21 protein-coding genes are annotated in these 19,298 nt (G+C 65.5%); 11 read left to right on the top strand and 10 right to left on the bottom strand.

Annotation, left to right across the window (positions count from 1 at the left end; all coding sequences use genetic code 11):
• Positions 1-100: 100 nt before the first annotated feature.
• Positions 101-985 carry a LysR family transcriptional regulator gene (locus QRQ56_RS30255; RefSeq protein ID WP_438744917.1) on the top strand — a complete coding sequence of 295 codons (885 nt, stop codon included), beginning with the start codon at positions 101-103 and terminating at the stop codon, positions 983-985.
• Positions 986-1,240: 255 nt separating this feature from the next.
• Here the strand turns inward: QRQ56_RS30255 and QRQ56_RS30250 are convergent, their stop codons facing one another.
• From QRQ56_RS30250 to QRQ56_RS30230, 5 genes are read right to left on the bottom strand one after another with little or no spacing between them, the layout of a single operon-like run.
• Positions 1,241-2,386 carry an acyl-CoA dehydrogenase family protein gene (locus QRQ56_RS30250; protein ID WP_438744915.1) on the bottom strand — a complete coding sequence of 382 codons (1,146 nt, stop codon included), beginning with the start codon at positions 2,384-2,386 and terminating at the stop codon, positions 1,241-1,243.
• Between the two features lie 12 nt (positions 2,387-2,398).
• Positions 2,399-3,226 (bottom strand): SDR family NAD(P)-dependent oxidoreductase, encoded by an 828-nt coding sequence (locus QRQ56_RS30245; RefSeq protein WP_438744913.1) that lies wholly within the window; start codon positions 3,224-3,226, stop codon positions 2,399-2,401.
• A 20-nt stretch (positions 3,227-3,246) separates the two neighbouring features.
• Entirely contained in the window at positions 3,247-3,657 is a 411-nt protein-coding gene (locus QRQ56_RS30240; RefSeq protein WP_438744911.1) for a MaoC family dehydratase, read from the bottom strand.
• A complete protein-coding gene (locus QRQ56_RS30235; RefSeq protein WP_438744909.1) occupies positions 3,654-4,109 on the bottom strand; it encodes a MaoC family dehydratase N-terminal domain-containing protein in 456 nt (151 codons plus the stop codon). The genes QRQ56_RS30240 and QRQ56_RS30235 overlap by 4 nt, the downstream gene beginning before the upstream one ends.
• An 8-nt stretch (positions 4,110-4,117) precedes the next feature.
• Positions 4,118-5,299: a lipid-transfer protein gene (locus QRQ56_RS30230; RefSeq protein ID WP_438744907.1), complete on the bottom strand. Its 1,182-nt coding sequence runs from the start codon at positions 5,297-5,299 to the stop codon at positions 4,118-4,120.
• 88 nt (positions 5,300-5,387) lie between these two features.
• Between QRQ56_RS30230 and QRQ56_RS30225 the strand changes: the two genes are divergently transcribed.
• From QRQ56_RS30225 to QRQ56_RS30215, 3 genes are all read left to right on the top strand, one after another.
• The gene (locus QRQ56_RS30225; protein WP_438744906.1) at positions 5,388-6,116 is read left to right on the top strand and encodes a TetR/AcrR family transcriptional regulator; all 729 of its coding nucleotides are present in this window, start codon (positions 5,388-5,390) and stop codon (positions 6,114-6,116) included.
• Positions 6,113-7,669 (top strand): acyl-CoA synthetase, encoded by a 1,557-nt coding sequence (locus tag QRQ56_RS30220; RefSeq protein ID WP_438744903.1) that lies wholly within the window; start codon positions 6,113-6,115, stop codon positions 7,667-7,669. Before QRQ56_RS30225 ends, QRQ56_RS30220 begins: the two co-directional genes overlap by 4 nt.
• 99 nt (positions 7,670-7,768) lie before the next feature.
• Complete coding sequence (locus tag QRQ56_RS30215) at positions 7,769-8,443, top strand: alpha/beta hydrolase family protein (protein WP_438744901.1); 675 nt, start codon at positions 7,769-7,771, stop codon at positions 8,441-8,443.
• A gap of 3 nt (positions 8,444-8,446) precedes the next feature.
• On the opposite strand, the gene QRQ56_RS30210 is transcribed toward QRQ56_RS30215, so the two are convergent.
• Positions 8,447-9,421 carry a ketopantoate reductase family protein gene (locus QRQ56_RS30210; RefSeq protein ID WP_438744988.1) on the bottom strand — a complete coding sequence of 325 codons (975 nt, stop codon included), beginning with the start codon at positions 9,419-9,421 and terminating at the stop codon, positions 8,447-8,449.
• A 154-nt stretch (positions 9,422-9,575) separates the two neighbouring features.
• Between QRQ56_RS30210 and QRQ56_RS30205 the strand changes: the two genes are divergently transcribed.
• Positions 9,576-10,376 (top strand): enoyl-CoA hydratase-related protein, encoded by an 801-nt coding sequence (locus QRQ56_RS30205; RefSeq protein ID WP_438744900.1) that lies wholly within the window; start codon positions 9,576-9,578, stop codon positions 10,374-10,376.
• Here the strand turns inward: QRQ56_RS30205 and QRQ56_RS30200 are convergent.
• The 3 genes from QRQ56_RS30200 to QRQ56_RS30190 form a co-directional block, all read right to left on the bottom strand.
• On the bottom strand, positions 10,373-10,936 hold the full coding sequence (locus tag QRQ56_RS30200) for an NADAR family protein (RefSeq protein ID WP_438744898.1): 564 nt from the start codon (positions 10,934-10,936) through the stop codon (positions 10,373-10,375). The genes QRQ56_RS30205 and QRQ56_RS30200 overlap by 4 nt on opposite strands.
• A gap of 29 nt (positions 10,937-10,965) precedes the next feature.
• Entirely contained in the window at positions 10,966-11,238 is a 273-nt protein-coding gene (locus tag QRQ56_RS30195; protein ID WP_438744896.1) for a hypothetical protein, read from the bottom strand.
• Between the two features lie 306 nt (positions 11,239-11,544).
• Positions 11,545-12,429: a LysR family transcriptional regulator gene (locus QRQ56_RS30190; protein WP_438744894.1), complete on the bottom strand. Its 885-nt coding sequence runs from the start codon at positions 12,427-12,429 to the stop codon at positions 11,545-11,547.
• A gap of 111 nt (positions 12,430-12,540) precedes the next feature.
• Between QRQ56_RS30190 and QRQ56_RS30185 the strand changes: the two genes are divergently transcribed.
• The 4 genes from QRQ56_RS30185 (at position 12,541) to QRQ56_RS30170 (ending at position 16,662) form a co-directional block, all read left to right on the top strand.
• Positions 12,541-13,908 carry an FAD-dependent oxidoreductase gene (locus QRQ56_RS30185; protein WP_438744892.1) on the top strand — a complete coding sequence of 456 codons (1,368 nt, stop codon included), beginning with the start codon at positions 12,541-12,543 and terminating at the stop codon, positions 13,906-13,908.
• 33 nt (positions 13,909-13,941) lie between these two features.
• Entirely contained in the window at positions 13,942-14,946 is a 1,005-nt protein-coding gene (locus QRQ56_RS30180; RefSeq protein ID WP_438744890.1) for an ABC transporter substrate-binding protein, read from the top strand.
• Between the two features lie 131 nt (positions 14,947-15,077).
• Entirely contained in the window at positions 15,078-15,851 is a 774-nt protein-coding gene (locus tag QRQ56_RS30175) for an ABC transporter ATP-binding protein (protein WP_438744888.1), read from the top strand.
• Entirely contained in the window at positions 15,844-16,662 is an 819-nt protein-coding gene (locus QRQ56_RS30170; RefSeq protein ID WP_438744886.1) for an ABC transporter permease, read from the top strand. The genes QRQ56_RS30175 and QRQ56_RS30170 overlap by 8 nt, the downstream gene beginning before the upstream one ends.
• Positions 16,663-16,772: 110 nt before the next feature.
• On the opposite strand, the gene gtdA is transcribed toward QRQ56_RS30170, so the two are convergent.
• Positions 16,773-17,813, bottom strand: coding sequence for a gentisate 1,2-dioxygenase (gene gtdA, locus QRQ56_RS30165; RefSeq protein ID WP_438744884.1), 1,041 nt, complete (start codon positions 17,811-17,813; stop codon positions 16,773-16,775).
• 186 nt (positions 17,814-17,999) lie between these two features.
• On the opposite strand from gtdA, the gene maiA reads away from it, so the two are divergent.
• Together maiA and QRQ56_RS30155 are read left to right on the top strand one after the other, a co-directional pair.
• Positions 18,000-18,629 (top strand): maleylacetoacetate isomerase, encoded by a 630-nt coding sequence (maiA, locus tag QRQ56_RS30160; protein ID WP_438744882.1) that lies wholly within the window; start codon positions 18,000-18,002, stop codon positions 18,627-18,629.
• The gene (locus QRQ56_RS30155; protein ID WP_438744880.1) at positions 18,619-19,131 is read left to right on the top strand and encodes a MarR family winged helix-turn-helix transcriptional regulator; all 513 of its coding nucleotides are present in this window, start codon (positions 18,619-18,621) and stop codon (positions 19,129-19,131) included. Before maiA ends, QRQ56_RS30155 begins: the two co-directional genes overlap by 11 nt.
• Positions 19,132-19,298: the final 167 nt, after the last annotated feature.

The raw sequence follows: 19,298 nt of genomic DNA, 5'->3' as shown, positions 1-19,298 counted from the left end.
GGTTCTCCAGAATGTGAAGGTTGCCACCATTTGATAGTTTCTCCATTTTTGATCATTATCCGCTCTGGGATTGGTTCATTTCCCGGATGTTGATGATCTCATGGATTCCCTGGTCAGCATGAGGGTGTTTTGCCTGGTCGCCGAGCTGAAGAGCTTTGCGACCGCAGCACAGCGCCTGCGCATCTCGCCCGCCATGGCGAGCAAGCACGTGATGCAGCTCGAGAAGCGGCTGGGCACGCGGCTGCTCAACCGGACCAGCCGGCGCGTCAGCTTGAGCGAAAGCGGCGCGCTCTATTTCGAGCAGGCCCGGCAGATGCTGGATTCATTGGATGAGGTCGAGGCCGCCGTCAGCAACGCGACCGTCGTTCCGCACGGCACGTTGCGGCTGACCGCGCCGGTGTGGATGGCGAACAAGATCTTCGCGGGGGTGCTGGCGGACTACCAGATGCGCTATCCGGAGGTGCGCCTCGATGTCGATCTCAGCGGGCGGCTGGTCAATCTGGTCGAGGAGGGTTTTGATCTCGCTTTGCGCGCGACCGCCGCGCCCGACGAGGCGCTGATCGCACGCCTCATTACCAACGTCCCGTTCTACCTGGTTGCGGCACCGACCTTCCTCAAACGCGCGGGGCGCCCCGCGAAGTTCACTGATCTCTCCGGCCAGGCCCTGCTGCACTATGCGCTTTATCCCGGCGAAAGCTTCTCCCTCGCGGGCGAGCACGGCACGGAGACCGTCAAGCTCAATCCGGTGCTGCGCAGCGGCAACGAAACGCTGCTGCACGTGGCCGCGCTCGAAGGCATGGGCTTCGCCTTCCTGCCGAAATGGCTGGTCACCGAGGACATCGCCGCCGGACGGCTCGAGCACATCATGCCCGACAAGGCCATCTTCACTGGAAAGCTGTTCGCGGTCTATCCGAGCCGCAAATATCTCTCCGCGAAGGTGCGGACCTTCATCGACTTCGTCGCTGCCGACAAGCGGATGAAGTAGCTAAAGCAGGATGGAATGGGGCTCGATCGCCGCAGCGAGCGAGATGCGTTTCCGTTCTGTCGTTTGCGGAAGAGAGCAATCGCATATCAGGAGTAGGCTTGGGCACGAATAGTACCCACAGCGTCATGGCCGGGCTTGTCCCGGCCATCCACGCCTTTCCACGCGGCGCGGAGAACGTGGATGCCCGGGACAAGCCCGGGCATGACGACCTCTGCCGTCGCGACGGCAATCGATTCAATCGAAAACCATTCAGCTTTACAGCGACCGCGAGATCAACAGCTTCATGATCTCGTTGGTGCCGCCATAGATCTTCTGGATGCGGGAATCGATGAAGATGCGCGAAATCGGGTATTCCTGCATGTAGCCGTAGCCGCCGAACAGCTGGAGGCATTCGTCGGCGGTCTCGACCTGCTTCTCCGAGCACCAGTATTTCGCCATCGACGCGGTGACGGTGTCGAGATCGCCGGCGACCAGACGCTCGATGCACCAGTCCACGAAGACGCGCGCGATCATCGCCTCGGTCTTGCGCTCGGCCAGCGTGAACGCGGTGTTCTGGAAGTCCATCAGCGGCTTGCCGAAGGCTTTGCGCTCCTTGGTGTAGTCGACGGTGAGCTTGACGGCGCGCTCCATCGCGGCGACGGCGCCGACCGCGAGCGCAAGCCGCTCCTGCGGCAATTGCTGCATCAGCTGGACAAAACCCTGGCCTTCTTCCTTGCCGAGCAGGTTCTCCGGCGGCACGGTGACGTTGTCGAAGAACAGCTCCGACGTGTCGGAGGCGTGCAGGCCGATCTTGTCGAGGTTGCGCCCGCGCTTGTAGCCGTCGGCACCCGCGGTCTCGACCACGATCAGCGAGATGCCTTTCGCGCCGGCTTCGCCGGTGCGCGCCACCACCACGACGAGATCCGCGGCCTGGCCGTTGGTGATGAAGGTCTTCTGGCCGTTGATGACGTAGGAATTGCCCTGCTTCTTGGCGGTGGTCTTCACGGCCTGCAGATCCGAGCCGGTGCCGGGTTCGGTCATGGCGATGGCGCCGACCATCTCGCCGGAGGCCATCTTCGGCAGCCAGCGCTTCTTCTGCTCCTCGGAGCCGTAGTTGAGGATGTAGTGCGCCACGATGGCGCTGTGCACGGAGACACCGGTGGTCAATTCCGGCACCGTGCTTTCGAGATCGTCCAGCACGGCGGCGTCATAGGCGAAGGAGGCACCCAGGCCGCCATATTCCTCCGGGACGCTGGCGAGCAACGCGCCCATCTCGCCGAGGCCGCGCCAGGCGAAGCGGTCGACCATCTTCTGCTCGCGCCATTTCTCCGCGTGCGGCGCCAGATCCTTGGCGAGATATTTCCGGAACTGGTCGCGGAAGGTGTCCAGCTCTTCAGTCATCCACGATGATCGGTAGTGCATAGCGCCTCGCTCTCAGACAATCAGGCCGCCGCCGGCGACGACCACCTGGCCGCTGATATAATTCGATTCCGGGCTGCAGAACAGATAGACCGCGTCGGCCGCCTCTTCGGGCGTGCCGCCGCGGCCGAGCGGAATCATGCGCGACATCGCCTCCAGCATCTGCGGCTGCACGCCCACCTTGATGTCACGGCCGGCGACGTCGATGGTCTTCTGCTGCGCCTCGATCGGTTGGGTCAGGCGGGTGTTGATGAGGCCGAAGGCGACGCAATTGACGTTGACCTTGTAGCGGCCCCACTCCTTGCACATGGTTCGGGTCAGCCCGACCAGCGAGGCCTTGGCCGAGGAATAGCTCGCCTGCCCGGCGTTGCCGTAGAGGCCTGCGATGGAGGAGATGTTCACGACCTTGCGGAACACCTCGCGGCCCTCCTCGGCTTCCTTTCTGGCGAAGACGCGGATCGGCTCGGCGGCCGCGCGCAGCAGGCGGAACGGGGCGACGAGATGGACGTCGAGCATGGCCTGAAACTGCTCGTCCGTCATCTTCTGGATGGTGGAGTCCCAGGTGTAGCCGGCATTGTTGACGATGATGTCGAGCCCGCCGAACTTGTCGAGCGCAGCGCCCACGAAGCGGTCGGCGAAGCCCGCCTCGGCGACGCTGTCGTTGACGGCAACCGCATCGCCGCCCAGCGCCTTGATCTCGGCGACCACGGCATCGCCTGGCTCCGCGTCGAGATCGTTGACGACGACCCTGGCGCCTTCGCGCGAGAGCTTGAGTGCGATCGCGCGTCCGATGCCGCGGCCCGAGCCGGTGACGAGCGCGACCTTTCCTTGCAGTTTTGTCATTTGCATGTGTCCTGTTGCTGTCACAGCGCGACGACGGCGCTGCCTTCGAGCTTGATCTCGCCGCGATCGTCCCGGGTGACGAGCGCAAGCTTCGCGCGGCGCTCGCCGTGCTCGGAGAACAGCTCGGTCACGATGCCCTCGCAGGTCAGCTTGGCGCCGAGCTGGGTGATGGCGACGAAACGGGTGGAAAAATTGCGGAGCCTCGACGGTGGCACCGCATCCGTGAGCGCCTGTCCGAGATAGGCCATCACCAGCATGCCGTGTGCGAACACATCCGGAAATCCGGCCGACTTGGCACAGTCGATATCGACGTGGATCGGATTATGATCGCCCGATGCGCCGCAATAGAGCGCGAGCGTGTGACGGGTGATCGGCGGGAACACCTTGTGGACGAGGCGGTCGCCGGCCTTGATGTCTGCGGATGCCGTCATGACGCCACCTCGTTGCGGACGACGATGGTGCGCGCGGTGTCGGCGACGTGAACACCGTCCTGGTTGGTCACTTCGCACCGGATGCCGATCAGCGTCATCGCGCCGCGCTTCTTGTCCGTCACGCTGGTCACGCGCGGGCGAAACGTCAGGGTGTCGCCGACCAGAACCGGCGCGTGATAGACGAAGCTCTGCTCGCCATGCAGCACACGGGCGAGTTCGATGCCGAGCGTGGTGAACATCTCGAAGGGATCGTCGACGTCCATCATCTCCAGGCAGAACAAATAGGTCGGCGGCACCGGCATGCCGCCAAATCCGGCCGCCCGCGCCGCATCGGCGTTGCGGTAGACCGGGTTCTTTTCACCCAGCGTGTTGAGGAAGTAGCGCAGCCGACCCGGCTCGACGCGGGCGGTGGCGGGTGTGAAGCTTCGCCCCACGGCGGACTGATCGACCATGGCGGAGATCAGTGCCGCTTGTAGAGCGTGACGACGCAGGCGCCGCCGAGGCCGAGATTATGCTGGAGAGCGACCTTCGCTCCCTCGACCTGCGTGGGACCCGCCGTGCCGCGCAACTGCCGCGTCAGCTCGTAGCACTGCGCAAGCCCGGTGGCGCCGAGCGGGTGTCCCTTCGACAGCAATCCGCCAGACGGGTTGGTCACGATCCGGCCGCCATAGGTGTTATCGCCGTCATTGATGAACTTGCCGGCCTCGCCCTCGCCGCAGAGGCCCAGCGCCTCGTAGGTGATGAGCTCGTTGTGGGCGAAGCAGTCGTGCAGCTCGACCACATCGAGGTCGTCAGGGCCGACACCGGCGCTCTCGTAAACCTGCTTTGCCGCCTCTCTTGCCATGTCGTAGCCGACCAGCTGCATCATGTCGCCGGCCCGGAAGGTCGAGGGCGTATCGGTCGTCATGGACTGCGCGGCAATGCGCACCTCTTTGCCGATGCCATGCTTGTCGGCAAACCGTTCGGACACCAGCACCGCGGCGGCGCCGCCGCAGGTCGGCGGACACGCCATCAGGCGCGTCATCACGCCCGGCCAGATCACCTTGTCGTTCATCACGTCGTCCGCCGTGACTTCCTTGCGGAAGATCGCGAGCGGATTGTTCTTGGCATGGCGGCTCGCCTTGGCGCGCACCTTGGCAAAGGCGTCGAGCGGCGTGCCGTACTTCTTCATATGGCTGAGCCCCGCCCCGCCGAAATAACGCAGGGCGAGGGGGATGCCGGGGGCGTCGATCAACTCGTCCGCAGCCGCGTCGAATTCCTCGAATGCGCTCGGGCGATCGGTGTAGACGCTGCCGAGCGCGCCGGGCTGCATCTGCTCGAAGCCGACCGCCAGCACGCAATCCAGTGCGCCGCTCGCGACCATCTGCCGCGCCATGAACAGCGCGGTCGATCCGGTCGAGCAGTTGTTGTTGACGTTGACGATGGGGATGCCGGTCATCCCGACATGGTAGAGCGCGCGCTGCCCGCAGGTGGAATCGCCGTAGACGTATCCGACATAGGCCTGCTCGACCGCCTCGTAGCCAATGCCGGCGTCGGCGAGCGCGAGCTTCGTCGCCTCCGTCCCCATCTCGTGATAGGGCGCGCTGGCGCCCGGCTTGGCGAAGGGGATCATGCCGACCCCTGCGACGATGACGTCAGACATCGCTTCCTCCAGATAAATTACCCAATGGACTTTTTCTTACCCATGGGTAACATATCGTTCGATATCCACCGGAGTCAACCGATCGAGCATGAGTTCAGCGCCGCACATTCGACTGTCATCGCCCTGGTTGCCGTTCGAGAGCCGTCGTCGCGCTCGCGACGAGAAGCGCGAGGCGGTGCTGCGCGCCGCGGTGCAGCTGTTCCTGGAGCAGGGCTATCATCGCGTGACGCTGAACGAGGTCGCCGACCGGCTGAACATCACCAAGCCGGCGCTGTACAATTATTTCAGGGGCAAGGACGAGATCCTGTTCGAGTGCTGGTCGATGGGCGCCGAGCTCGTCGACAGCGTGATCACCGAGGTCAACGCCGGCGGCGGTTCGGGCCTCGTCAAGCTGCGCAAGTTGGTGCACGCCTATGCCGCGCTGATGGCGACCGACTTCGGCGCAAGCCTGGTTCGCTTCGACTTGCGTGACTTGACCGAGCAGAACGCCAATGTCGCGCGCGCCGCCAAGAGGCGGATCGACGCCACGTTCCGGCAATATATCGCGGAGGGCATCGCCGACGGGTCGATCAGGCCCTGCGATCCCAAGCTCGCAGCGTTCGCGATCGCAGGCGGGCTCAACTGGATCGGCCACTGGTATCGCAGCGACGGCGAGCTGTCGCCGACCGCAATTGCCGACGAATTCACGGTTCGCCTGACGGAAGGCCTGGCGATCGAGGACCGGCAGCAGACGACAAGGAAGACACCGGGAGTGCCGCAACGGCGCAACCCGGTGCGCAAAGTAACAGGGAAGAAGCGTACAGGAGGAACGGGATGAACATCACGCATGGATTGCGCCGCGCGCTGCAGATCAATCCGAAGGGGCTCGCCACCGTCTATGGGCAGCGGCGCCGCAGCTGGGCGGAGATCGGCGAGCGCGTCGCGAGGTTGGCCGGCGGCCTGAGGACGCGCGGCGTCCAGGACGGCGACCGTGTCGCGATCCTGTCGTTCAACTCGGACCGCTATCTCGAACTCTATCTGGCGACCGGTTGGGCGGGCGGCGTGATCGTGCCGCTCAACATCCGCTGGAGCGCGCTGGAAAACGAGGATGCGCTGCGCGACTGCCGCGCCTCCATCCTGCTGGTGGACAAGGCCTTTGCGCAGGTCGGCGCTCAGCTCGCCGGCGCCATTCCATCGCTGAGGCTGATCTATGCCGACGACGGCGAAGTTCCGGCCGGGATGGAAAGCTATGAGGATGTGGTCGCAGGCAGCGATCCCGTTGTCGATGCCATGCGCAAGGGCGACGATCTCGCCGGCATCTTCTATACCGGCGGCACCACCGGACGGTCCAAGGGCGTGATGCTCAGCCACCAGAACCTGATGGCCAACGCCCTCAACGCCCTCGGCGAAGGACTGTTTCCGGGGAGTGCGATCTATCTGCACGCGGCGCCGATGTTTCACCTCGCGAACGGCGCGGCGATGTATTCCCTGCTGCTCTCCGGCGGGTCCAACGTGATCGTTCAGGGCTTCACCCCCGAAGGCGTGATGGCCGCGATGCAGAACGAGCGCGTCACCGACGTGCTGCTGGTTCCCACGATGATCCAGATGTTCGTCGATCACCCCGCGATCGGCGGCTACGATTTGTCATCGCTCAAGAACATCATCTACGGGGCTTCGCCGATCAGCGAGGCGGTGCTCGATCGTGCCGCGCGCGCACTGCCGCATGTGCGCTTCACCCAGGCCTACGGCATGACCGAATTGTCGCCGATCGCGACGCTGCTTCACGCCGACGAGCATGTCGGGGAGGGCCGCAAGAAGGGGCGGCATCGCGGTGCGGGCCGCGCCACGCTCGGCTGCGAGGTGCGGATCGTCGACGAGAACGACCAGCCTGTGCCGGCGGGCGGGGTCGGCGAGATCGTGGTGCGCGGCGACACCGTGATGATGGGCTATTGGGAGCGGCCGGAAGAGACCGTGCGGGCCGTCGTCGACGGCTGGATGCATACGGGCGATGGCGGCTACATGGACGAGGACGGGTTCATCTATGTCGTCGACCGCGTGAAGGACATGATCATCTCGGGCGGCGAGAATGTGTACTCGGTCGAGGTCGAGAACGCGCTGGCGCAGCATCCGTCGGTGCTGCAATGCGCGGTCATCGGCGTTCCCAACGAGCAATGGGGAGAGCAGGTTCATGCCGTCGTGGTCAAGCGCGGCGGCGTGGAGATTTCGCCCGGCGAGCTGATCGAGTTCGCGAAGACGCTGATCGCCGGCTACAAATGTCCGCGCAGCATCGAGATCACCGAGACGCCGCTGCCGCTGTCCGGCGCCGGCAAGGTGCTGAAGCGCGAGCTGCGCAGGCCGTTCTGGGAAGGTCGGGAGCGGCGGGTCAGCTAAGGGGCACCGTCGCGGGCGTCCGGCTGGGGCGGGGGTCTGCTGTTTTCAGATCGCGGTGGCGCCGCTACTATCGCGGAAATTCATCGGGAACCTTCGGTCTTGGTCGAGACGCGCGAGCTCAAGCTCGATATCGAACGCATCGGTCCGGTCTCGGCGATCCTGACGCGGCCGGAGCAGGCGCGCGCCTGCTACGTGCTGGCGCATGGCGCCGGCGCGGACATGCGGCATGCATTCATGCAGAAGGTCGCTGACGGCCTTGCGGAGCGCGGCATCGCGACCTTTCGCTTCAATTTCCCCTACATGGAACAGAAGAAGGGACGCCCCGACCAGCCGGGCGTCGCGCATGCCGCCATTCGCGCCGCCGTCGCAGAGGCGGCGCGGCTCTGCCCCGGGGTGACGCTCGTCGCGGGCGGCAAATCTTTCGGCGGACGCATGACCTCGCAGGCACAGTCGAAGGCGGCGCTGCCTGACGTGAAAGGGCTCGCCTTCCTCGGCTTCCCCCTGCACGCCGCCAAGAAGCCGTCGTCCGAGCGCGCCGAGCACCTCGCTGATATCGCGATCCCCATGCTGTTCCTGCAAGGCACGCGCGACGAGCTGGCCGATCTCGGCCATCTCAAGCCTGTCGTTGCCTCGCTCGGGACCAGGGCGACGCTGCACGAGGTCGAGGGCGGCGATCACTCCTTTGCGGTGTTGAAAAAGTCGGGCCGGACCAATGACGAGGCGTTGACCGAAGTGCTCGACACGCTCGCCACCTGGATCGATGGGCTTGCCTGAGGCTCAGGCCGCATAAAGCCCCTTGTCCCGCGCCTTCTGGATCGCGAGCGCGGCGATCAGGTCGAGCGTCGGCGTCGACAGGCCGGCGGTGCGGGCGAAGGCGGCCGGCGCTCTCACCAGCACGTCGATCTCCATGGCGCGGCCGAGCTCGTAATCCTGCAGCAGCGAGGGCTTGTGGTTGGGCGCGGGGCCGCTGCGCGTGACGCGCTTGACCTCGGGAATGAAGTGCTGGGCGATGTCGTTGGCCTCGGTCAGCATGCGCGGGATGACCTCGGTGAAGGCGGGGTCGTCGCGCACGCCGCGCGCGGTCTGGCCGGTGAGCAGGCACAGCACCGACAACGACATGTTGGTCAGCAGCTTTGACCAGATCGCCTCGCGGATCTCGGCGACGGGAGGCGATTCCAGCCGCGCGTCGTTGAGCACGTTGCGCAGTTTTGTGATGCGCTCGCAATTGCGGTCGTCGCATTCGCCGATCAGGAGGCGGTTGCGATCCGGGGTGAGGTTCTGCACCACGCCGGGCGCGGTGACCTCGTTGGAGGAGAAGACGACGCCGCCGATGATCCGTTCCTTCGGGATGCAGGCGCGCAGGCGGCCGCCGGGATCGAGGAAGGATATGTCCGGCGGTGTCGGGTGCCGCGGCGGCAGGCCGATGCCGTACCACCAGGGAATGCCGTTCTGCGCGAACACGATGGCGGTATCGTCCTGCAGCAGCGGCTTGATGCTGGACACCAACCCCGTCAGCGCGGTCGCCTTCAGCGTCGAGATCACCACGTCCTGCGGGCCGAGTTGCGCCGGGTCGCCCGAGGCGTTCACCCTGGCCGACACCTCGGAATCGCCGACGCGCAGCTTGAGGCCGCCCGCGCGCGCCGCCTCCAGATGCGCGCCCCGCATCACGCAGGACACGTCATGGCCGGCCCGCGCCAGCCGCACCGCGATGTGGCTGCCGACGGCGCCCGCGCCGAAAATGCAGATGCGCATGATGATTCCGTCCTGTCCCTTGGTGCCGCCGGGCGCCACCATGACACAAGCCGCCATGCGATGGGCGCGACCGCCCCACGCTGGAAAGATATGGATCGGGATGCGCTGTCTCGGCCATAGTGCGCGCCAAGCAAACGAACCGGAGGAATCGCGGATGACTGCCAACCCCGTCTTGTGGACCCTCGACGAGCGTGGGGTTGCGACCGTCACGTTGAACCGGCCGGAGGTCAACAACGCCTATGACGGTGCGCTGATCGCGGGCGTGCTCGCGGCCATGGACGAGCTCGGCAAGAAGCCCAATTTGCGCGTCGTCGTGCTCCGGGGCAACGGTAAGCACTTCCAGGCCGGCGCCGACCTCAAATGGATCAACGGCGTGCGGCCGCAATCACCCGAGGCCAACGAGACGGCCTCGCGCGCGACTTTCGAGGCGGTGCAGCGGCTCAATACGCTGCCGATCCCGACCGTCGCCTTGGTGCAGGGCGGCTGCTTCGGCGGCGGCACCGGCGTGATCGCGGCGTGCGATGTCGTGATCGCCGCGGACAATGCGTTGTTCTCCATCACCGAGGTGCGCTGGGGCCTGACCGCTGCGATCATCATCCCGCAGCTCTGCGATGCCATCGGCGTCCGTCAGGTCCGCCGCTACGCCCTCACCGGCGAACGCTTCGGCGCCGAGGACGCCCGCCGCATCGGCCTCGTGCACGAGGTGGTGCCGCTCGCCGATCTCGAAGCTGCAGGCAGCAAGGTCGTCGAGCAGCTGCTTGCCAACGGGCCGGAGGCGATGGCCGAGACCAAGAAGCTCGCGCTGGAAAGCTCGTTCGGCGGCATGGCCGTGGACGATGCCGCCTACACGCGGCTCGTCAACCTGCACTCGCTCAAGCGCCAGAGCCCGGAGGCGGCGGAGGGGTTGGCGTCGTTTGCGGAGAAGCGTGCGGGGAGGTGGGGCGGCGGCAGCTAGGCCGCTCGCGCTTTTGATCTCAGCAAATCGCGGGCCTTCATGAGGGCAAAGCCCAACAGGTTGAGCCCCGGCCAACCATGCGGGTCACCGGCTCGTTTGTCGTCGGCGGCAAGACCGATGCCCCAGATGCTATCGACGGGGCTGGCTTCCACAATCACGCTATCGCCGGTCGCGAGCAGCCAGTCTCCAAGCTCAGGGTTTTGGCCAAACTTCGCCAGATTGCCGCGCAGCGCCACATCGAAGCGATGAGCGACCCAACGCTCATCGTCGTAGTTTTTCACCAACCGGCCGAGCTTCTTCGCCTGAGACGGGCTAGGTGCAGCAAGGATGGCGTCGAGGGTGTCTCGATCCTCGAAGAGTTCGGCCTTCTGGGCCATCATGTAGTGCTCGGCGGTTGCGTAAGCCCTGCCGTCTATGACGAACGTCGCCGGCCACCACTGGCTGAGCACGTGCTTGTCGATTGTCTGATCCTTCGGGGTGTGTCCCCAAAAGAAAAGAAACTCCGGAACCCACCCGGAGCTGATTTTGCTTTTCAGCGCATCGATCCCGTCGATTTGCATCCGGCCGGTCCTTTCGTCGCCGCGGACTGTTAGCAGCCGCGGCAGATGTTGTTGATGCTGCGATAGACGGCCTCGTCGTCCTGCCGCATCTGTCGCAGCGTTTCGAGCGTCGTGCCGTCGCCGGCGGGTGCGGCAGGCTTGCGCTTGGCCGCGAGCTCGTCCTCCTGCCGCTTGTAGCAGGCCTCGCGCTCCGGCTTGGCCTGGATGAAGCGGCAGTTCTGCTCAACGGCCGCGGCCGGAGCGGTTGAGATCGCGAGGGCGAGCAGGGCGGGCAGGGCGAGTTTCACGACGATCGAATCCATGGCGGTCCTTCTCTCAGGTTCGCCATTCCCAAGCAACCATCTTGCGCCAAGCTTGTAGCCCGGATGGAGCGAAGCGTAATCCGGGGCCGGACCAACCTCGTCGTCCGACTGTCCCCGCGTGGCACGAACCCCGGATTACGCTTCGCTCCATCCGGGCTACGGCCCCCGTCAAGTTCGTTATTCCCGGGCAATCGTCTCGTGGCAGGCGTGTAGCCCGGATGAGCGAAGCGATATCCGGGAATGTCGCGGGCGGTCCCGCATATCGCTTCGCTCATGCGGGCTACGGCTGCGCATACGGTGCGCGGCTCACAGCGACGGCGCCAGTGACGTTTTCAGCAGTGTGAGCAACGCCTGCACAGCGGCCGCGTTGCGCCGCCGCTCGGGGACCGCGGCTTTGACCCATAGCTCCGGAATCGGAAAGTCGCGCAGCACCGGCTTCAGCGTGCCGTCGCGCAAGGCGTCCGCAACGAGATAATGCGAGAGCAGCGCGATGCCGTTGCCCGCGATAGCGCTGCGCGCTAGCACGTGTCCTTCGTTGGACGAGAGCAGCGGGCTGACCTGGATGCTGATGCGGCCGCGCGGCCCGTCGAACACCCATTCCGGTCCGGTCGGCAGAAAGCTGAGGCAGCGATGCTCGACGAGATCGCGCGGATGCTTTGGCATGCCGTGCTTCTTCAAGTAAGCCGGCGACGCGCAGAGCAGCCGCTTCAGCGCGCACAGGGGCTCATCGACCACGCCGCCGAAGGAATGCGGGAAGGCGCCGATGGCGATGTCAAAACCTTCGGTGACGGGATCGACCGGGCGGTCGATCAACACGATATCGAGCTTGAGCTTCGGATTCTCCGTCTGGAACGCGCTGAAAGCGTCCGCGAGCCGCGCCACGGTGAGCGAGGTCGGCGCCTTGATGCGCAAGTGATCGACGAGGTCGTGGCCCTTCTCGCCCATGCGCGAGAGCAGGTCGGTGGCGTCAGTCACCACGCCGCGTGCGCGATGCACATAGCGCTGCCCGGCTTCGGTGAGGCGCAACTGCCGGGTCGAGCGATGAAACAACGGCGTTCCGATCCGTGCCTCCAGCTGCGTGACGCGCTTGGCGACGACCGAGGTCGAGACGCCGAGCTTTCGCGCGGCGGCGGAGAAACCGGCGGCATCCGCGGTGGCGAGGAAGGCCTGGAGGTTCACGAGGATGTCCATGTCGACCTTTCTCGATTCGAGAAAACTGATCGCGTATTTTGATGGATTGTAGCCATTCCCGCGTTAATTCATAGTCGGACCCAAGCAAGAGACATTGGGAAGGGACGCGCCATGCGGGCCACGACGATCGAAGAACCGGCACGGCAGGTGCCGCTCTATGGCGAGTATGAAGTCGTCGTGCTCGGCGGCGGCCCCGCCGGCATCGTGGCGGCGGCCTCAGCTGCGCGCGCAGGGCGGAAGACGCTGCTGATCGAGCGCTACGGCTTCCTCGGTGGCATGGGCACCGCTGCCGGCGTCACCAATTTCTGCGGCCTGCACGGCAATGTCCACGGCGAGCACCGGCGGCTGGTGCAGGGGATGGCTTCGGAGCTGCTGGCGCGGATCCATCGGCTGGGTGGCCTCAACTCGCCGCATCTGATCCTCGGCAAGGTGTTCGCCCAGGCCTATGACACCGCCGCCTACAAGATCGCGGCCGATCAGCTGCTCGCCAATCACGGGGTGCACATCCTCTTTCACGCGCTCGGCGCCGGCGTGGTGATGGGAGATGACCGCCGCATCGACGCGCTGCTGGTCGAGACCAAGGCCGGCCGGCAGGCGGTGCGATCGGAGATCTTCATCGACTGCTCCGGCGACGGCGATCTCGCCGTCTGGGCCGGGGCGCCGTTCGAGGTCGGCGACGAACACGGCCATCCGCTCTATCCCTCCATGATGCTCCGCCTCAACGGCATCGACCCAGAGAAGGCCGGCGATGCCTGGCGCACCATTCCGCAGCTGATGGAGAAGGCGACGGCCGCCGGCACGCACACCTTCCCGCGTAAAAGTGCGATCGTGCGGCCGCAAAAGTCCGGCATCGAATGGCGGGTGAATTTTACGCAAGTCGCGCGCGAGGACGGCTACGCCATCAACGGCGTCGAGCCCGATGACCTTACCCGCGGGGAGATCGAGGGCCGCAAGCAGGCCCTCGCCGCCTACGAGTTCTTGCGCAGCACGGTGCCGGGCTTCGAAAAGTCGTACATCGTCGATCTGCCGCCGCAGCTCGGCATCCGCGAGACCCGCCGCATCACCGGCGGCTATCAGCTCAGCGGCGAGGACGTGCTCGGTTGCGCCTCGTTCGAGGATTCCATCGGCGTCAACGGCTGGCCGATCGAGGCCCATGTTCCCGGCGACGTCGTCTTCACTTTCCCGCCGATCCCGGAATCGCGCGGCTACAACGAGCTGCCCTACCGGATGCTGGTCCCCGAGGGCGTCGACAATCTCCTGGTGGCCGGCCGCTGCGCCTCGATGACCCATGAGGGCCAGTCGGCGGCGCGGGTCTCGGGTGCCTGTTTCGTGATGGGCGAGGCGGCTGGTTCCGCCGCCGCGCTGGCGCTCTCCGGAAACCGGATTCCACGCGAAATCCCCATTGAAAAGTTGCAGGAAACGTTGAAACAACAGGGCGCCTTCATCGGGCGGGACCAACTGGTGCCCGAAGGGTTGTGACGGCCTGCAATAAACGACGGCGGAGGACACGGGATGATCGGGATGATGCGGCTCGCGGTAGCTAGCCTTGTGGCGATCGCGGCGATGGGCACGGCGCGGGCCGAGGACGCGCTGAAGGCCAGGATCGGCGTGCTCCGCCTGTCGTCGTCCGCGCCGGTCTTCATCGCGCAGGACAAGGGCTATTTCCGCGAGGCCGGCCTCGAGGTCGAGCTGAAATTCTTCGACGCGGCGCAGCCGATCGCGGTCGCGACCACCTCGGGCGACGTCGATTTCGGCATCACCGCCTTCACCGCCGGTCTCTATAATCTCGCCGGCAAGGGCACGCTGAAGGTGATCGGCGGCATGAGCCGCGAAAAGCCCGGCTATCCCCTGATCGGCTATTTCGCCAGCAACAACGCCTACGCGGCCGGATTAAAGACGCCGAAAGATCTCGCGGGCAAGCGCGTGGCGATGACGCAGGTCGGATCGAGCTTTCACTATTCGCTCGGCCTGCTCGCCGACAAATACGGCTTCAAGCTCGCGGACGTGAAGATCGTGCCGCTGCAATCGCTGTCGAACGCGGCAGCCGCGCTGAAGGGCGAGACCGTCGATGCGGCGCTGTTGCCGATCTCGACCGCGCGAAAACTCACCGACGAAGGCGGCGCCAAGTTCCTGGGCTGGGTCGGCGACGAGACGCCGTGGCAGCTGGGCGCCGTATTCGCCTCGCCGAAGACGCTGACCAACAAGGCGCTGGTGACAAAACTGCTCGGCGCGCTGGCCAAGGCCGACCGCGAATATCACGACGTCATTCTCGCCGCGATGAAGGACGGCGTCGCGCCTATCAACGACAAGACCAGGCCGCTGCTGGAGATCATCGCCAAGTACACCAACTTGCCGGTGGAGCAGGTGGTCGGCAACTGCGCCTATATCGATCCCGACGGCAAGCTGGACGTGAAGAACGTCGACAACCAGATCAAATGGCTGCAGGAGCAGGGCTTTGCCGACAAGGGCTTTGACGCGAATGCGATCATCGCCAAGGACTATGTGAAGGCGGATTGATTGCTTCCGTCATTCCGGGGCTCGCGAAGCGATAACTATGGTGCGCATTTGCGCACCTGAGAATCTCGAGATTCCGGGTCTGATCCTTCGGATCATCCCGGAACGACGGAGAACGGGATAGACGAGACTGAATGGACCTGATCGCCAACCACATCTCCCACCGCTTCGGCGATCTCGCCGTGCTCGACGACGTCTCCTTCACCGTTAGCGCCGGCGAGGTGGTGGCGATCGTCGGTCCTTCCGGCTGCGGCAAGAGCACGCTGCTGTCGATCCTCGGCGGCCTGCTGCAGCCGACCTCGGGCGCGCCCGAGCTGCGCGGTGCGCCGCCGGTCGACAGCCTCAATCCGCTCACCTTCGTGTTCCAGGATTTCGCGCTGCTGCCCTGGGCGAGCGTCGAGGACAACGTCGAATTCCCGCTGCTGCACACCCAGCTCTCGGCCACGCAGCGCCGCGCGCTGGTCGACGATGCCCTGCGCCGCACCGGGCTGACCGATTTCCGTGCGACCTATCCAAAACAGCTTTCCGGCGGCATGCGCCAGCGCGTCGGCATCTCGCGCGCGCTCGCGGTGAAGCCCGCCATTCTCCTGATGGACGAGCCGCTCTCGGCGCTGGATTCGCAGACGCGCGAATTGCTGATGGAGGATTTCGTCCGCCTGCTCGCCGACGGCGGTATGGGCGCGGTCTATGTCACGCACAATCTCGAAGAGGCCGCGCGGCTCGCCGATCGCATCGTCGTGCTGTCGCGCAGGCCCGGCCGCATCCGCGAGGTCGTGACCGTGCCGATGACGCGCGCTGAACGCGGCGAGGCTGCGGCGCGTGAAAAGCTGCTGGCGCTGCAGAACCAGATCTGGTCGCTGATCCGCAACGAAGCGATCGATGCCGAGCGCGAGGTCCAGCATGCTTGATCGCGCGGGCCTGCCTGCAAAGGACGAAACGACGCGGCGCGTCCGCTTCCGCGGCGCCGGCTTCGTGCCGGCCTCGAGCCGCTACGGCGGCTGGATCGCGCTCGCTCTGGTGATCGCGGTCTGGCAGGCGGCGGGCAGCGCCGGCCTGGTCAATTCACTGTTTCTGCCGACGCCGGCCGCCATCGTCCGCGCGATCTATCAGCTCGCGATCTCGGGCGCGCTCTGGCAGCATCTGTCGGCCTCGCTGCTGCGCATCGGCGTCGGCTGGCTGCTCGGAACCGGGGCCGGCGTCGTCGTCGGCTTCGCCATCGGCCTGTCGCGGCTGGCGCGCAGCGTCGGCATCACCTTCATCTCGGCGCTGTTCCCGATTCCGAAGATCGCGCTGCTGCCGCTGCTCATCCTCTGGCTCGGCATCGGCGAAGAGCCGAAGATCGCGACCATCGCATTGGGCGTGTTCTTCTCGACCGCGATCTCGGTCTATAGCGGCGTCGACGCCGTGCCGCGCAATCTCATTCGCATGGCGCAAAGCTTCAACGTTCCCTTCGCCACCATCGTGCGCAAGGTGATCTGGCCCGGCGCACTGCCGGCGATCCTCGCCGGCTTCCGCATCACGGCCTCCGTCGCGCTGCTGCTCGTCGTCAGCGCCGAGATGATCGGCGCGCAATACGGCATCGGCGCCTTCGTGCTGCAGGCCGGCAATCTCATGCAGACCGATCAGCTGCTGGCGGGCGTGGTGATCCTGTCGGTGTTCGGCCTCGCTGTCGGCAAGGTGATCGGCTGGCTGGAGGTCAAGCTGCTGCACTGGCGGTAGCCAAACCCACCGCTGCGTAGGATGGGTAGAGCACTTGCGAAACCTATCATGCTTCCGCGAGGACGGGCAGATGATGGGTTTCGCTGCGCTCTACCCATCCTACGAAGCCCTCACGCGTTACCCCTGTCCTCCCTGAACAAATCCAGCTTCTGCTGCACCGGGCGATCCGAGAAGCTGAACAGCACGGCATCCTCGTCCGCCTCGTGCGTCACCCATTGCCAGCTAGGTACCACGAACAGGTCGCGCGGGCCCCATTCGAATACGGCGTCGCCGATGCGGCTGCGGCCACGGCCCTCGATCGGGCAGAACACCGTCGCATCCGTCGAGCGATAGCGCGCGGTCTTGAAGCCCTTGGGCAAGAGCTGGATGAAGGTGCCGATGGTCGGCATCGCGAAATCGCCGGTCTCGGGATTGCTGAACTTCAGCTTGAGCCCGTGGCAGGCGTCCCACTCCTGGCTCGTCCGGGCCTTCTCGAGAGCTTCGCGGGTGTAGGCGTAGGGATAGCTGAAGATCGGCGACGTCTTCGATGAGCGTTTCACGTCGACCGGCAGCAGATTGTGACCGTAGCGCGCAAAGCTGTCGCCGGCGGGCTTCGTGATCTTCTGCTGGTCCTCCTTGGAGCCTTCCGCAAAGGAGCAGTCGAAGAATTGCACCAGGGGGATGTCGAGGCCGTCCAGCCAGAACATCGGCTGATCGGTCTCGTTGGAATGATCGTGCCAGGTCATCGAGGGCGTGATGATGAAATCGCCTTGCTCCATCGCGGTGCGCTCGCCGTCCACGGCCGTATGCGCGCCCTTGCCTTCGAGCACGAAGCGCAGCGCGGACTGGCTGTGCCGGTGCGCGGGCGCGACGTCGCCGGGCACCACCATCTGCACGCCGGCATACAGCGAGGTCGTGATCTTCGACTGGCCGCGCAGGCCGGGGTTCTCCAGCACCAGCACGCGCCGCTCGGCTTCCTTGGCGGTGATCAGCTTGCCGGCTTCGGTCATGTAGTCGCGGATGATGTCGAACTTCCAGAGATGAGGCCGGCAGGCGCTTCTGGGCTCCGGCGTGATCAGATCGCTCATCACCGTCCACAACGCGGTGAGGTTCTCGCCGTCGATCTTCTTGTAGAAGGCCTCACGCTCCGGCGTCTTGGTCACGGCTTCCATGGCGGCGCTCCCGTTCGTTTTGTTGATTGACAGTATACTGACGATCTAGGTAGCGTCAATGTGACGGGTGGAATACAACAATGTCGTTCCGGGGCACGCGGAGCGTGAACCCGGAACCTCGAGATTCCGGGCTCGATGCTCACGCATCGCCCCGGAATGACGGGGAAAATTACAGGGAGGGTCTCGATGAAGCTGCACGGCTATTTCCGCTCCAGTGCCGCCTATCGCGTGCGGATCGCGCTCAACCTCAAGGGCCTCGGCGCCGAGCACCTGCCACATCACCTTCGCAAGGGCGAGCAATGCGCGCCCGCCTATCTCGCCATCAACCCGCAGGGGCTGGTGCCGGCGCTGGAGGAGGGTGGAGCCGTTCTCACCCAATCGGTCGCCATCATCGAGTGGCTGGACGAGACCCATCCCAATCCGCCGCTGCTGCCGAAGGATCCGCTGCGTCGCGCCAAGGTGCGCGCATTCGCGCTGGCGATCGCCTGCGACACTCATCCGGTGCAGAATCTGAAGGTGCTGGCGCGCTTGCGCGAGCTCGGTTTGCCCGAGGAGAAGGTCCAGGACTGGGCCGCCTGGGTCAATCGCGAGGGCCTGTCGGCGTGCGAGACGCTGATCAGGGACGAGAAGGGGCCGTTCTGCTTCGGCGATGCCCCGACGCTGGCCGATCTCTGCCTCGTGCCGCAGCTTGCCAATGCGCGCCGCTTCGGCGTCGATGTCTCGGCCTATCCGCGCCTGCTCAGGGCCGAGGCCGCCGCGAAGGCGCTGCCGGCGTTTGCCGATGCCGCACCGGAGAAGCAGCCCGATGCCGAGTAAGCCGCCCGCTCCGATCACGATCGACGCGGTCTATGCGGCGCCGGGCTATCTGTTCCGGCGCATGCAGCAGATTGCGGTCTCGATCTTCATGGAGGAGTGCAAGGCGTTCGACCTGACCCCGGTGCAATACGCGGCGTTGATCGCGATCCATACTCATCCCGGCATCGACGCCACGCGGCTGTCGGCGGTGATCGCCTTCGACCGTTCCACGCTCGGCAGCGTGATCGAACGGCTGCAGGCCAAGGATTTCGTCGAGCGCAAGCCGGCCCCAGAGGACAAGCGGATCAAGCTGCTCTATCTGACCAGGTCCGGCGCTGCGCTTCTGCGCGAGATCATTCCCGCGGTCGAACGCGCCCAGGCGCGCATGCTGGAGCCGCTCAAGCCGGCCGACCGCAAGACGCTGATGGGACTGATGTCGCAGCTCGTCGACCTCAACAACGAAGCCTCGCGCGTGCCGCTGCGGGCCGAGGATGCGCTGGAGCATCTGGGCAAGGCGGGGTGAGGGGAGTGTGAGGCGATGTTTGCGCCTGATTCTCCGCTGTCGTCCCGGACAAGCGAAGCGCAGATCCGGGACCCATACGCCGCAGCAGGAGTTTGGCGAGGACAGGCAATGACCATCTCGCACGGCAACCACTGCCGCGGCGTATGGGTCCCCGCCTTCGCGGGGGC

It is taken from the genome of Bradyrhizobium sp. U531, from assembly GCF_051710265.1.
Lineage (GTDB): Bacteria > Pseudomonadota > Alphaproteobacteria > Rhizobiales > Xanthobacteraceae > Bradyrhizobium.
Note: the sequence above shows the minus strand (reverse complement) of the source record. Positions and strands in the feature narration are given on the sequence as shown.